We start from the raw sequence: 13,314 nt of genomic DNA, 5'->3' as shown, positions 1-13,314 counted from the left end.
CCCCGACGTTACGCCGGTGTCGGTTCGAACGCGGAGTGCTCAGGCGTGATGCCTGCGCTCGAGCGCCGCCCCCTCGACGTCGACGTTCGGCATGATGCGGTCGAGCCAGCGCGGGATCCACCACGCCGAGCGGCCGAGCAGGTGCATGAGCGCCGGCATGAGGAGCATCCGGACCGCGAATGCGTCGACGAGCACGCCGAAGGCGAGGCCGAAGCCGATCGACCTGATCATGGTCGATTCCGAGAACACGAACCCGCCGAAGACCGACACCATGATGAGGCCGGCGGCGATGACGACCGACCGACCGGCCCGGAATCCACGGGCGACGGCCAGGCGAGCGGATGCCCCGTGCACGTACGCCTCGCGCATGCCAGATGCCAGGAAGAGCTGGTAGTCCATCGCGAGCCCGAACAGGATGCCCACGAGGATCACCGGCAGGAAGCTCAGGATCGGACCGGTGTGGATGCCGAGCGGCTCGGCGAGCCACCCCCACTGGAACACCGCGACGGTCGCGCCGTAGGTGGCGAACAGCGACAGGATGAACCCGCCGGTCGCGATGAGCGGCACGAGGATCGAGCGGAACACGAGGATCATGATGAGCAGCGAGAGCCCGACGACGACCGCGAGGTAGGTCGGCAGCACGTCGGCGAGGTTCTCGGAGATGTCGATGTTGATCGCCGCCTGGCCGGCCACGCCGAGCGTGATGTCGCCGTCGATCGGCGGCAGCTCACGCAGCTCGCGCACGAGCTGCTCGGTGGAGGCGCTGTTGGGCCCCTCGGTGGGAACGACCTGGAACGCGGCGAGCCGGCTGTCGTCGGAGACCGCGATCGGGGCAACGGCCACGACATCGTCTTGATCGGCCAGGGTACGGGCGACTTCGAGCTGGGCGCCGAGCACCTCGTCATCGTCGAGGCCCGCGGGAAGGGCGGCGGTCACGAGGAGCGGGCCGTTCGCGCCGGCGCCGAACGCGGCTTCGGTCGTCATGAACGCGCGGTACGACGCGGAGTCGGCGGCTTCGGATGACCCGTCGGGCAGGCCCACGCGCATGGAGAGAGCCGGGATCGCGATCGTGAGGAGGGCGGCGGCGGTCGCGATGACGGTCACGATGGCCCGCCAAGTCGACATGGGCTTCGCCTTCGTGTCCTCGTGGTGCTCCTCACCCACGCGTGCCCGCGCGCGACGGCTGAGCACGCGCTCGCCGAGGAGCCCGAGAATGGCGGGCGTGAGGCTGACGGCGATGAGCACGGCGACCGCCACGCCGACGGCGCCGACGGTTCCCATGAGGCCGAGGAAGGGGACCCCGGTCACGTTCAGGGCGAGCAACGCCACGACGACCGTGGCGCCGGCGAAGACCACCGCGTTGCCGGCGGTGCCGTTCGCGAGGCCGATCGACTCGCGCACCTCGGCACCCTGCAGCAGTTGCTTGCGGTGCCGGTTGATGATGAAGAGCGAGTAGTCGATGCCCACCGCGAGGCCGAGCATCACGCCGAGCATCGGGGTCACCGACGCCATCTGCACGACGCCCGAGAAGGCGAGCGAGCCGAGGGCGGCGATCGCGACGCCGACGAGGGCGGTGACGAGCGGAAGTGCGGCCGCGAGCACTGAACCGAGCATCACGAGCAGCACGATGGCGGCGAAGACGACGCCGACGATCTCGCCGATGCCGACGAGCTGCGGCACGCCCTGCGCGATGTCGGTGGAGAACGAGACCTCGACGCCGTCGATCGGCTCGGACTCGAAATGGTCGATGACCGCCTGCTTCGACTCTTCGGGAAGCTCGAGCCGCGGCTCGGTGAAGGCGACGTTCACGAGCACGGTGGACTCGTCGTCGGAGATCACGTGAATGCCGTCTGAGAGTTCGAGCAGCTCGGCGCCGACCTCGAGTTGCTCTGCGCCCGACTCGAGTTCGTCGCGAGATGCGTCGAGTTGCGCCTGCTGCTCGTCGAGCGCGGCGAGCTGTTCGGCCGGCGCCCCTGCCGCCACGGCCTGCTGGCGGCCCGCGTCGAGTTGCGCTTGCGCGGCGTCGAGCTGGGTGCGGCCGGCCTCGAGTTGCGCCCGGCCGTCGGTGAGCTCCTGTCGGCGATCGGCCCGCTGCTGCTCGGTCTCGAAGGGGTCGATGACGTCCGCGACATCCGGCAGCTCATGGCCGTCTGCCACGAGCGCACTGATCTGCTCGCGCTGGGTGTCGCTCAGTGCGCTGCCGTCGCTCGTCTCGAAGACCACCGTGCCGGAGGCACCGGCGAAGTCGGGGAGCTGCTCCTGGAGCTCTTCGGTCACCGCGCCCGACGCGGTGCCGGGGATGTCGAAGCTCGTCGCGAGACCCTTGAACCCGATTGCGAAGCCGACGCCGGCGACGACGAGCACGAGCACCCATGCCGCGACGACAGTCCACGCGCGCCGCGCAGAGAGCTTGCCCAAGCGATAGAGCAGTTCCGCCATCCGTCTGTCCTCCCGAAGCCCCGAAGGACAACAATACGCAACGGTCCGTCTCGTTGATTGTGAATAGGATGTGAGGATGTCCGAGCGGCGACGAGGCGCAGCGCGAAGCGAGTCCGCGCGCCTCGCGATCCTCGACGCGACCGCGCGTCTCTTCGCCGAGCGCGGGTACGACCACCTCTCGATGGAGGGCATCGCCGCCGCTGCCGGAGTCGGCAAGCAGACGATCTATCGCTGGTGGTCGTCGAAGGGCGCACTCGTCGCGGAGTGCCTCCTCGAGGGCATCCTCCTGCCGGATCGTTTCATCCCGGGTGACTCCGGAGATGCGCGGGCCGACCTCGTCGTCTGGCTCGACGACCTGAGCCGATTCATCGCCGACCCCGGCAACGAGACCCTCCTGCGATCCCTGCTCGCGGCGGCTTCGGAGCATGACGAGGTCGGTCGACGCCTGTACGAGAGCCTCGGTGCCGGCTCGGCGCTCATCGTGCGACTCGAGTCGGCGGTCAACACCTCTGACCTTCCTGCCGCGTCGCCGATCCAGGAGATCGTCGAGGCGCTCGTCGGCGCGTTGATCCTGCGGATCCTGAGCCGCGCACCGCTCGACCCCGAGTCGCCCCGACGGCTCGTCGACGCGGTGCTCGGTGCGACGCAGCCGCAGCCGCAGCCGCAGCCGCCGGCGTCGGCGCAGCGGTCGCAGCACCCCCGCACCGGTGCGCGAGTGCTGCGCGACCTCGTCTACACCGAGCTCGCCGGCCACCGGCCGCTCGCGCTCGACCTGCATCTGCCGGCGGTCGAGGCCGCGCCAACGCCGGTCATCCTCTTCGTGCACGGCGGCGGGTGGCAGAGCGGCAGCAGGCGCGAATTCGGCCCCGAGATCGAGCAGGCGTTCGGCCGCATCGTCGCCGCGGGGTTCGCCGTGGCATCCGTCGACTATCGCCTGAGCACCGAGGCGGTCTTTCCCGCCCAGCTCGACGACGTCTCGGCGGCGCTCGACTGGCTGCGGGCGAATGCCGAACGGTTCGGCCTCGACGCGTCGCGCGTCGTGCTCTGGGGCGAGTCAGCGGGGGCGACGCTCGCGGCACTCATCGGTCTTCGCGCGGATGCCGCGGTGCGCGGCGTCATCGACTGGTACGGGCCGACCGACTTCATCGAGCACGCCCGCGCCCTCGGACGGGAGGACGATCCCGACTGCAGCGAGGCGAAGTGGCTCGGGGCGACGGTCGCGTCGAACCCCGAACGCGCGGTGGCGGCGAGCCCGGCACGGCAAGTGCGGCTCGGAGCCCCGCCCTTCCTCATCGTGAACGGAACGAGCGACCGCTCGGTGCCCGTGTCGCAGGCCGAGCTGCTCACCGACGCGCTGCTCTCGGCGGGAGCATCGGCAGAGCTCGTGCTCGTCGAGGGTGCCGGGCATCGCTGGGAGGGCGCGGTCGACCGCGACGCCCTGCTCGACGACGCCATCGACTTCGCGCGGCGCGTCACCGTCTGAGAGCGCTGCGGGGTCGGTGCAGAGCGCGTGCGCTCAGTCGACGACGCGGATGCCGAGGCGACTCGCCCGTGAGGTGACTGCGTGCGCTCAGTCGACGACGCGGATGCCGAGGTGACTCGCAAAGAGTGACGCCAGCAGGGCGACCTGCATGCCGTCGAGCGTCGCGCCCTTCAGGCCTTCGAGGCCGGTGATCGCGGCGAGGTCGAGTCCGCGCAGGTCGACGTCACGGAGTCTCGCGCCGGTCACGTCGAGCGCGCGCACCTCGGTCTGTTCGAACGCGACGCGCTCGGCACGGATGTTTCCGAGGTCGAGTTCTTCGATGGTGCAGTCGGTGAACCGGATGTCGCGGATCTCAGCCCCCCGCAGGTTCACGAAGCCGAGCTTGCAGCCGATGAAACGCACCGACTGCCACGTGTTGTCGTAGAACTCGACGGAGCCGATGCGTGAGCTCGAGATGAGCACGTCGCGCAATGTGGCCCGAGGCGCGCGCAGCACCGGTGCCTCGAGGCGTTCGATCACGGTCTCGGTCAGTACCGCACCGCGGAGGTGCGCGTCATGGGCGAACACGCCGGTGATCTCGCACTCACTGAGGCTCACGCCCGTCAGGTCGCGTTCCGAGACGTCGCCGCCTCGATAGCGCAGGCCCTCGACGCGGTCGCCGGCGGCGAGCGTGTCGATGTCGGCCTCCGTCAGGTCGGTGAGCGTGATCTCGTCGATCCGCGGCGCGAGAGTGTGCGGGCGTGGGGGCATGGCGTCCTCTGGTGAATGTCGTCGAATCGAACAGATCGAGGTTACGGCCCGTCACTGACCGTGCCCGCCGTCAGCCGCCGTGCGTGTCGGCCGCCGTGTGCGCGAAACAGTCCTTTCGGCCGCATCCGACATGCAGTTGAATTGCAACCACGAGGAATGGCAATCACGCGACTGAAGTTCCGGCTGAGGCGAGAGCGCGCATCCGTCGTGAACCGGTGGCGGGAAGCCGTACTGGCCTCCGAGGGAGGGCAAATGACGACGTCAGACGATCGCCTCACGCGAGTCGGGCCGCAGCTCACCGGTCTCGCAGTGGTGCTCTCATTCGCAGCGGGGGCGACAGATGCGTTCGCCTTCCTCCAGTTCGGCGGCATCTTCACGGCGAACATGACCGGCAACATGATCTTGGCGGGCCTGTTCGAACGGCCCGACTACGCGAACACCCTGGTGGGTGCGAGCGTCGCCCTGGTGTTCTTCGCCGCGGGCGTGTTCATCTCGCTGCGGATCGCCCGGCCGGGTGCAACTCTTCGACGGGGGCTCCTGATCGTGTTGACGGCGACCGTGCTGGCCCAGGTCGTCGTGCTCGTCGGCTGGCTGCTCAACCCGCACCCGACGGAATTGCTCATTCTCGTGGCCCTCATCGCGCCTTCGGCGCTCGGAATGGCCGGACAGACCTCCGTCGCGCGACGCATCGAGCGCCGCTCCGGCGTGACGACGACCTTCATGACCGGCACACTGACGAGCGTCATGGCCGGCTTCGCCGACCGGAATACAGAGGACAGCGGCATCCGCATCGGCGCCATCGTCGCGCTCGTGCTCGGCGCCGTGTGTGCTGCGCTGCTCATGAGCGTCGAGCCCGCGCTCGGAGCGGCGCTCCCGTTGCTTCCGTCGCTCATCGGGTTGGCGCTGCTCGCGAAGTTGCCCATCCCGGTGCCTGGGCAAGACGAGGACATGAGGATGCCGCGGCGCGCGGCGTGACTCGAAGGCCGGCGCCGTGTGGCACCGGCCCTCGGCGGGGACCCGGGTGCTACTCCCTGCCGCGCAGCCCGAGCCGGCCGCTGCTGACCGCAGCCACCACCCCGCCGTCGACCAGCAGGTCGGTGCCCGTGATGAAGCTCGCGTCGGGCCCGAGCAGGAACGCCGCGGCATCCGCGATGTCGTACGGCGTGCCGACGCGGCCGGTGCCGGACGCGTCGATCATCGCTCGCATCTGCCCGCCCGACTCGCCGGCGAGCTCCTGCTGGCCCATCGGCGTCGAGATGACGCCGGGGCTGATGCTGTTGATGCGGGCGCCACGAGCACCCCACCCGGTGCTGGCCGCGCGCACCCGCAGGTGATTGCCGTGCTTGGCGAGCGGATACGCCGCGGCGGCCTCGGTGACCGAGGCGAGCACCGGCAACGACAGGAGGTCATCGGCCGGAGTCATCGCGAGAGCGTGCGACACCTCGGGCGGCAGCGGCGGCAGGAAGTGGCCCGCCATGCTCGCGATGACGACGCCGGCTCCGCCCGGTGCGATGACCCGCTCGAACTCGTCGAGCACGAGCGCGGTGCCCAGCAGGTCGACGGCGAGGATCGCGTCGCGCGGCGCCTGCACGGGGGAGAGGCCCGCCGTATGCACGAGCTGTGTGACCGGCCCCAGTTCGGCTGCGGCGTTCGCGAGCCCGACGACCGATGCACGCGACGACACGTCGACGCGGTGCGTCACGACGTCGAATCCGTCGCCGCGAAGGCCGTCGCCGACGCGGTCGAGCGCCTCTTCGCTGAAGTCGGCGAGCACGACCGTGCGCCCGGTGCCCTGGCGGCGGGCGATCGCCTCGCCCATGCCGCCGACGCCGATGACGACGAGCACGTCGCGCGTGCCGACTGCTCCGTTCGCGCTCATGCCGCCGACCAGCCGCCGTCGCTCGCGAGCACGACGCCGTTGATGTTCACGCCGTCGTCGCTGAGCAGGAAGGTGATGGATGCCGCGAGCGCCTCGGCCTCGGCGGCATCCGGAAGGATCGCCATGGCCTGGCGCACCCGCTCGGCGCCGAGTGGTGACGCGAACGTCGCTTCGATGTTCGTGATGGTCGCACCGGGAGCGACCGCGTTCACGCGCAGGCCGCTCGGGCCGTACATGAACGCCGTCGACTTCGTGAGGCCGACGACGGCGTGCTTCGATGCGGTGTAGGCCACGCCCGCGGCCGAGCCGCGCAACGCCGCCTCGGAGGCGGTGTTCACGATCGAGCCGATGCCCTGCGCGAGCATGACGGGCACGACGGCGCGCATGAGCTTCATGGTGCCGTCGACGTTGACCGAGAAGACGCGCTTCCAGACGGCGTCGGTGAGCTCGCCGATCGGCGTCATGTCATCCATGATGCCGGCGATGTTCGCGAGGCCGTCGATGCGGTCGCCGGCGGCTTCGACGATGCGGGCGATGGCCGCGTCGTCGGTGATGTCGGCCACGAGGGTCACGACCTCGGCACCGGCGTGTTCGGCCGCGAACTCGTCGAGTCGCTCCTGCGACACGTCGACGCCGATGACCCGGCCGCCCTCGCGCGCGATGCGTGACGCGGTCGCACGGCCGATGCCCGAACCGGCGCCCGTGACGATGACGGTCTTGCCCGCGAAACGGCCCTGGTCGAGGCGTTCCACCCACACGGGCTGTTCCACGGCGGGCGCGGCGGCTGGGGCGGCGTCGGTACCGCGGTCGGATGCCTCGGCGCCGGCCCCTGCGGCGGACACCGCAGCCGCAGCATCCGTCGACGCAGGCGCGCCCGCCGGAACGTCGCCGGTCGCCGCGCGCGCGACGAGCGTGTCGATCATCTCCTGGCTGAAGCTGCCCTTGCTGAGCTTGACGAGCCGCTTGATGGCGAGGCGCTGCACGGGGCGCAGCACGTCGGGGTCCTGGCCGGCCTGCGCGAGCAGGTCGCGGACGATCGGGCCGCCGACCGGATGGTCGAGCCAGGTCTTGATCGAGTCGTCGCCCGAGAGTGGCTTGGTGGTGCTCATGCGAGTGCTTCCTTCTCTTCAGTGTTCCGACGGTTCTTCTGTATTTCGAAGCTCATACCGGACATCGTTGTCCGGTAGTAAGGTAGCACTCGTGCCTGAACGTGAGAAGGGAACATCCGAGACTCGCAAGGCCAATCGCGGCCCGAGTGCCGGACCCGAGAATCGGCGCGCGATCATCGCCGCCGCGCGAGAGGTCTTCGCGAGCGATGGCCTGCAGGCCCCGTTCAACGCGATCGCGAAGCGCGCCGGCGTCGGCCAGGGCAGCCTCTACCGCCACTTCCCCGATCGACTCGAACTCGCCGTGGCCGTCTTCGACGAGAACATCGACCAGCTCGAGGCATCCGTCGAGCCTGCCGAAGCGACCCTCGACGAGCTGCTCGACGCGATCATCGAGCAGGCGGTGGTCTCGACCGCGATCATCGACCTGATCTGGCGCAACCAGCACGAGGAGCGTGTGACCCACCTCGGTGCACGACTTGCCCGCATCGTCGGCACCGTGCTCGACCGCGAGCGAGCAGCCGGACGCATCGGCGACCACGTCGCCACCGAAGACGTGCTGCTCGCGGTCACGATGCTCGCCGATGTCGTCGCGCGCACGGATGCCTCGGAGCGTCAGCGTGTCGCGCAGCGGGCGCGGTCGCTCTTCCACGCGGCGTTCACGCCGCACCTGTCAGGAGCGTGAGGCACACTGGAGCGGTGATCGCGGACCATGCCCTCAGCTGGCGGCCGCGGCATCCGACCGACCTTCGCCAGACGATCTGGGTGCTGCGCCGCGGTGGCGGCGACCCGGCGTTCCACGTCGACGCGAGTGGTGCGGTGTGGCGAACGACTCGCACGCACGACGGCGATGCGACCGTGCGCCTGACCCAGCCTGCCGCCGACGAGTTGCGTTGCGAGGCCTGGGGGCCCGGTGCCGGCATCGCGGTCGAGCAGGCGCCCGAACTGCTCGGCGATCGCGACGATCCCGCCGGATTCGAGCCCGGCCTGCGCCTGCTCGACGATGCGCACCGCTTGAATCCGGGTCTGCGTATCACGCGCTCCGCTCAGGTCTTCGACGCGCTCGCGGCGACGATTCTCGAGCAGAAGGTCATCACGCTGCAGGCGCACGACTCGTGGCGACGACTCGTGACGCGGTTCGGCACCCCGGCGCCGGGCCCGACGCCCCGACCGATGCGGGTCGTGCCGTCACCCGAGGCGTGGTGCGCGATCCCGAGCTGGGAGTGGCACCAGGCCGGCGTCGATCCGAAACGGGCGCGCACCCTGCAGAACGCCGCGGGCTACGCACCGAAGCTCGAGGCCGTCGTCGACATGAGCCCGACGGATGCCGCGGCTCGCCTCACCCTCATGCCCGGTGTCGGCCCGTGGACCGTCGCCGAGGTCGCCCAGCGTGCACTCGGCGACGCCGACGCACTCTCGGTGGGCGACTACCACCTCTCGAACTACGTCGGCCACGCGCTTGCGGGCCGCGACATGAGCGATGACGAGATGCTCGAGACGCTCGCCCCGTGGGCCGGTCACCGGTACCGGGTGGTGCGGTTGCTCGGCGCGGCCGGCGTTCGCGGCCGGCCTCGACGGGGGCCGCGCATGGCGTTCGTCGACCATCGCGCGATCTGAGCGGCGGTGCGTCACGCCGCTGTGGACACGGCTTTCGCCAAGTTCATTCCAAGAACATGTCGCGCTGACGCATAGGACACGCATAGGCTCGCCTCGTAACGTGCTCTGAGGCCGATCCGGTCGCAACCCCACCCCGAAGGACGTCATGACCGACAACACATCCGCCCGCACCAAGGTCAACGTGCCGCTGATCCTGCTCTGGGTCGTCGCCGTCGTGATCATCGCCGTGGGCGCCTGGCTCCTGGCCTCATCGAACGCCACTCAGGTCGAGCTGTACACCACCCAGTCGGCCGACTACGCGGCGTACCTCGCTGCACAGTCGGGCACCACGATCGGCGGCCTGCTGCTCGCCGCCGGCGGCCTCGCCGTGGTCATCGCCCTCGCGGTGCACGCGATCACCCTCGCGGCCGCGCGTCGGTCGGCGACGGATGCCTCGGCGCTCGTGCTCGCCGACGACGCCGCGTTCGATGACGCCGACTTCGCCGAGACGGATGTCGAAGACGTCGTGATCGTGGCCGACGGCGTGCCGACGAGTGCGGAGCCGGTGGCCGCCGCGGCGCCTGAGGCGACTGCGGTTCCCACCGAGGAGCCCGCGACCGACGAGACCGTCGACCCCAAGAGCACCGAGAAGTAGCGCATCGACGAAGCGGGCCGGCGGACTGCCGGCCCGCTTCAAGTGTCCGGTCGGGGCATCAGCCGGCTGAGCGTTCAGTGGCGACGATGCGCGCGTGGCCCCACTCGACGAGCGGTTGCAGCAGTTCGATCAGCTGCAGCCCGGCGGCGGTCGGGGTGTACGTGATCGTCACCGGTGTCGTCGCGCGCACATGCCGCTCGATGACGCCCTCGTCTTCGAGCTCTTTGAGCCTCGCGGCGAGCAGTCGGTCGGAGATGCCGGTGACAGTGCTGCGGTACTCCGAGAATCGGCGCGCTCCCCGCACGCCGGCCAGCAGGATCGCTGCGTTCCACTTGCGTCCGGCGAACTCGACGGTGCCCTGGAAGCGCCGGCATTCGGCATCGTCGATGTGGCCGAGCTCTTCCAGGCGCGCGCGGTGTCGGGTGAAGTCGTCGGATTTACTTACCATGAGTAAGTAGCTTACTCCTCTCATGCGGCTGCGGCATCCGTCGCCCATGATGGAGAGGTGGCGCACCAGCAACGACGGCGCCGGACCGATCGGAGCACGATGCACTACGGCCACGAACTGCAGTTCGGCACCTTCATCACCCCGAAGAACGATCCGCCGCAGTCGGCAGTGCGCCTCGCCGAGCTGAGCGAGGCATCCGGCTACGACCTCGTCACCTTTCAAGATCACCCGTATCAGCCGTCATTCCACGACACGCAGACGCTGCTCACCTGGGTCGCGGCGCGCACCGAACGCATCCACGTCTCGGCGAATGTCGCGAACCTGCCGCTGAGGCCGCCGGCCGTGCTCGCTCGCGCCTCCGCGAGTCTCGACCTGCTCTCGGGCGGGCGCTTCGAGCTCGGCCTCGGCGCCGGCGGGTTCTGGGATGCGATCGAGGCGATGGGCGGCCGCCGCCTCACTCCCGGTCAGGCGGTCGATGCGCTCTCCGAGGCGATCGACATCATCCGTGGCGTCTGGGATCAGGGGGATCGAGCCCGGTTCGAGGTCGACGGCGAGTACTACCGGGTCAGCGGCGCCAAGCGCGGGCCGGCGCCCGCCCACAACATCCCGATCATCATCGGTGCGCTCAAGCCCCGCATGCTGCGGCTCATCGGGCGCAAAGGCGACGGCTGGCTGCCCTCGCTCGCCTACCTGCAGCCCGGCGACCTCGCCGCGGGCAACGCCAGAATCGACGAGGCTGCGGTCGGCGCCGGGCGCGACCCCCGCGAGATCCGGCGCCTCGTGAACATCGGCGGCCGGTTCTCGGCGGGCGTCGGCGGCGGATTCCTCGACGGGCCGGCCGCCCAGTGGGTGGAGCAGCTGTTGCCGTACGTCGTCGACGACGGCATGGGCACCTTCATCCTCGCGAGCGACGACCCCGGCACGATCGCGCACTTCGCCGACGAGGTCGCGCCCGCGCTGCGCGAGGCGGTCGCGCGTGAACTTCGGGTGACGGATGCCGCGGCATCCCGTGACTCGATCGGTGCGTCCTCCGGAATCCCTTCGACGGGCTCAGGGGGCGACGCTTCGACAGCCTCGGCGATCCGTGCCGTGCGCAGCTCGACGGTGCGCGCGAAGCGCCGCGACGGCATCGACTACGAGGCAGTGCCCGCCTCGCTCGCCGCCGATGCGATCGAACCCGGCGATGCGGGCTACGTGCGCGTGAAGTCGACCTACATGCGGGGCGGCTCGCCCGGGCTCGTGCTGCGACCGGCCGACGCGCAACAGGTCGCGGACGCAGTCGGCTTCGCGCGAGCGAATCCCGATGTGCCCCTCGGCGTGCGCAGCGGCGGCCACGGCATCAGCGGCCGCTCGACGAACAACGGCGGCATCGTCATCGACCTCTCGCGAATGAACGCGATGGAGGTGCTCGACGAAGCGAACCGGCTCGTGCGCATCGAGGCCGGCGCGCGGTGGCAAGACGTCGCGGCGTTCCTCTCGCCGCACGGCTGGGCACTCTCGTCGGGCGACTACGGCGGCGTCGGGGTCGGCGGGCTCGCCACGGCGGGCGGCATCGGCTGGCTCGTGCGCGAACACGGGCTGACCATCGACCACTTGCGCGCCGCCGAGGTGGTGCTGGCCGACGGCAGCCTGGTGCGAGCGGATGCCACGGAGCATCCGGAACTCTTCTGGGCTGTGCAGGGCGCCGGCGCGAACATGGGCATCGTCACCGCGTTCGAATTCGAGGTCGACGAGGTCGGCGCAGTCGGCTTCGCGCAACTGGCGTTCGACGCGAGCGACACCGCGGGGTTCCTGCAGGCGTGGGGCGACTGGGTCGTCGATTCGCCTCGGGACGTCACAAGCTTCATGCTCATGGGCGGAGCGCGCCCGGGCGAACCGCCGGTCGCGAGGGTGATGGCGGTGATCGACTCCGCCGACCCCGACACGGTGCTCGCGCGGCTGGCGCCGCTCGCCGAGGTCGCGCCCCTCGTCGGGCAGGATGTGCGGCTCACGACCTACGAGTCGATCATCTCGAACGCCGCCGACGGCAGTCACGGCGCCGAGGGCGAGCCGACCTCGCGCACAGGCATCATCGGGCGCATCACGCCGGAGTTCGCCCGCGACGTCGCCCAGTTCCTGGCGAGCGGGGCGAGCTACTTCTTCCAGTTACGCGCCGTCGGCGGTGCCGTGCACGACGTGCCCGCCGATGCCACGGCGTTCGCGCACCGCTCGGCCGAGTTCTCGGTCGTCGCGTTCGGTTCGAGCCGGAACCAGACGAGCGCGCGCTGGAACGAGCTGCTCGCCCCGCACTTCACGGGCGCATACGTGAGCTTCGAGACCGAGCAGGGCCCCGAATCGGTCGCCGCAGCCTACCCGCCGGCGACGCTCGACCGGCTGCGTGCCCTCAAGCGGGAGGTCGACCCCGGCAACCTGTTCCGCGACAACACGAACATCACGCCGGCGTAGGCGGGGTCGTGCCCGCGCATCACTCGAGCCACTCGGTGATGAAGGTCGGGCTCGCGTGGATGTGCGTGGAGATGAGCGCCTCGGGACCGATGATCACGAACTTGTGCGGCGTCTGCGCCGGCACGACGAGTACCTGACCGCCGACCGCCTCCAGTTGTTCGTCGCCGACCGTGAACAGCGCGCGCCCGTGCCGGATGACGAAGGTCTCGGTGTACGGATGCAGATGCAGCCGCGGCCCCGACCCGTCTTTCGAGTTGTACGTGAGGATGAGCGACACCTCTGAGCCGATCGACGTTCCCTCGATCGACTCATGCCAATAGACGTCGTCTTCGGCGACGCCACTGCGTTGGTGCTTCAGAACCATCGTGTGCTCCCCACGTTCGACGGACACGGTACACGGGAGCGCGGGTGACCGCACTCGGGCGGCATCCGTTGGTCGAGTAGGCCGCCCGCGGCCGTATCGAGACCTCGCAACGGGTCTCGATACGTTCGCTGGCGCTCACTACTCGACCA

The 13,314-nt window shown here is 70.1% G+C and carries 12 protein-coding genes; 6 read left to right on the top strand and 6 right to left on the bottom strand.

The genetic code is table 11. The features are described from left to right. Positions 1–39: 39 nt before the first annotated feature. Positions 40–2,439, bottom strand: coding sequence for an MMPL family transporter (locus AC1C2R_RS08005; protein WP_495379596.1), 2,400 nt, complete (start codon positions 2,437–2,439; stop codon positions 40–42). Between the two features lie 76 nt (positions 2,440–2,515). Here AC1C2R_RS08005 and AC1C2R_RS08000 point away from each other — a divergent pair, with 76 nt between their 5' ends. Continuing rightward, positions 2,516–3,922, top strand: coding sequence for an alpha/beta hydrolase fold domain-containing protein (locus AC1C2R_RS08000; RefSeq protein WP_495379595.1), 1,407 nt, complete (start codon positions 2,516–2,518; stop codon positions 3,920–3,922). An 87-nt stretch (positions 3,923–4,009) separates the two neighbouring features. Here the strand turns inward: AC1C2R_RS08000 and AC1C2R_RS07995 are convergent, their stop codons facing one another. Beyond that, complete coding sequence (locus AC1C2R_RS07995; protein ID WP_495351985.1) at positions 4,010–4,672, bottom strand: pentapeptide repeat-containing protein; 663 nt, start codon at positions 4,670–4,672, stop codon at positions 4,010–4,012. 252 nt (positions 4,673–4,924) lie between these two features. Between AC1C2R_RS07995 and AC1C2R_RS07990 the strand changes: the two genes are divergently transcribed. Beyond that, positions 4,925–5,647 carry a YoaK family protein gene (locus AC1C2R_RS07990; RefSeq protein ID WP_495351984.1) on the top strand — a complete coding sequence of 241 codons (723 nt, stop codon included), beginning with the start codon at positions 4,925–4,927 and terminating at the stop codon, positions 5,645–5,647. A gap of 49 nt (positions 5,648–5,696) precedes the next feature. On the opposite strand, the gene AC1C2R_RS07985 is transcribed toward AC1C2R_RS07990, so the two are convergent. Continuing rightward, positions 5,697–6,551 carry an SDR family oxidoreductase gene (locus AC1C2R_RS07985; RefSeq protein ID WP_495351983.1) on the bottom strand — a complete coding sequence of 285 codons (855 nt, stop codon included), beginning with the start codon at positions 6,549–6,551 and terminating at the stop codon, positions 5,697–5,699. Continuing rightward, complete coding sequence (locus AC1C2R_RS07980) at positions 6,548–7,660, bottom strand: SDR family NAD(P)-dependent oxidoreductase (protein ID WP_495379594.1); 1,113 nt, start codon at positions 7,658–7,660, stop codon at positions 6,548–6,550. The genes AC1C2R_RS07985 and AC1C2R_RS07980 overlap by 4 nt, the downstream gene beginning before the upstream one ends. 91 nt (positions 7,661–7,751) lie before the next feature. Here AC1C2R_RS07980 and AC1C2R_RS07975 point away from each other — a divergent pair, with 91 nt between their 5' ends. From AC1C2R_RS07975 to AC1C2R_RS07965, 3 genes are all read left to right on the top strand, one after another. After that, positions 7,752–8,342, top strand: a complete 591-nt coding sequence (locus AC1C2R_RS07975) for a TetR/AcrR family transcriptional regulator (protein ID WP_495379593.1) — start codon at positions 7,752–7,754, stop codon at positions 8,340–8,342. A gap of 14 nt (positions 8,343–8,356) precedes the next feature. Then, entirely contained in the window at positions 8,357–9,274 is a 918-nt protein-coding gene (locus tag AC1C2R_RS07970; protein WP_495379592.1) for a DNA-3-methyladenine glycosylase family protein, read from the top strand. A 145-nt stretch (positions 9,275–9,419) separates the two neighbouring features. Next, a complete protein-coding gene (locus AC1C2R_RS07965) occupies positions 9,420–9,908 on the top strand; it encodes a hypothetical protein (protein WP_495379591.1) in 489 nt (162 codons plus the stop codon). A 58-nt stretch (positions 9,909–9,966) separates the two neighbouring features. On the opposite strand, the gene AC1C2R_RS07960 is transcribed toward AC1C2R_RS07965, so the two are convergent. Continuing rightward, positions 9,967–10,356: a winged helix-turn-helix transcriptional regulator gene (locus AC1C2R_RS07960; RefSeq protein WP_495379590.1), complete on the bottom strand. Its 390-nt coding sequence runs from the start codon at positions 10,354–10,356 to the stop codon at positions 9,967–9,969. Between the two features lie 99 nt (positions 10,357–10,455). Between AC1C2R_RS07960 and AC1C2R_RS07955 the strand changes: the two genes are divergently transcribed. Then, positions 10,456–12,801, top strand: a complete 2,346-nt coding sequence (locus AC1C2R_RS07955; protein WP_495379589.1) for an LLM class flavin-dependent oxidoreductase — start codon at positions 10,456–10,458, stop codon at positions 12,799–12,801. Positions 12,802–12,820: 19 nt separating this feature from the next. Here the strand turns inward: AC1C2R_RS07955 and AC1C2R_RS07950 are convergent, their stop codons facing one another. Continuing rightward, positions 12,821–13,165 (bottom strand): cupin domain-containing protein, encoded by a 345-nt coding sequence (locus AC1C2R_RS07950; RefSeq protein WP_495351976.1) that lies wholly within the window; start codon positions 13,163–13,165, stop codon positions 12,821–12,823. Positions 13,166–13,314: the final 149 nt, after the last annotated feature.

Source organism: Agromyces sp. Y182 (assembly GCF_059445385.1).
The sequence above is the reverse complement of the archived record's forward strand: the minus strand, read 5'-3'. Positions and strand labels throughout refer to the sequence as shown.

What these genes read in the sequence shown, in the direction of transcription:
- AC1C2R_RS07990 (WP_495351984.1), top strand. Translation starts at nt 4,925, where the DNA reads ATGACGACGTCAGACGATCGCCTCACGCGAGTCGGGCCGCAGCTCACC.
- AC1C2R_RS07980 (WP_495379594.1), bottom strand. Translation starts at nt 7,660, where the DNA reads ATGAGCACCACCAAGCCACTCTCGGGCGACGACTCGATCAAGACCTGG.
- AC1C2R_RS07960 (WP_495379590.1), bottom strand. Translation starts at nt 10,356, where the DNA reads ATGGTAAGTAAATCCGACGACTTCACCCGACACCGCGCGCGCCTGGAA.
- AC1C2R_RS08000 (WP_495379595.1), top strand. Translation starts at nt 2,516, where the DNA reads ATGTCCGAGCGGCGACGAGGCGCAGCGCGAAGCGAGTCCGCGCGCCTC.
- AC1C2R_RS07965 (WP_495379591.1), top strand. Translation starts at nt 9,420, where the DNA reads ATGACCGACAACACATCCGCCCGCACCAAGGTCAACGTGCCGCTGATC.
- AC1C2R_RS07955 (WP_495379589.1), top strand. Translation starts at nt 10,456, where the DNA reads ATGCACTACGGCCACGAACTGCAGTTCGGCACCTTCATCACCCCGAAG.
- AC1C2R_RS07985 (WP_495351983.1), bottom strand. Translation starts at nt 6,551, where the DNA reads ATGAGCGCGAACGGAGCAGTCGGCACGCGCGACGTGCTCGTCGTCATC.
- AC1C2R_RS08005 (WP_495379596.1), bottom strand. Translation starts at nt 2,439, where the DNA reads ATGGCGGAACTGCTCTATCGCTTGGGCAAGCTCTCTGCGCGGCGCGCG.
- AC1C2R_RS07950 (WP_495351976.1), bottom strand. Translation starts at nt 13,165, where the DNA reads ATGGTTCTGAAGCACCAACGCAGTGGCGTCGCCGAAGACGACGTCTAT.
- AC1C2R_RS07995 (WP_495351985.1), bottom strand. Translation starts at nt 4,672, where the DNA reads ATGCCCCCACGCCCGCACACTCTCGCGCCGCGGATCGACGAGATCACG.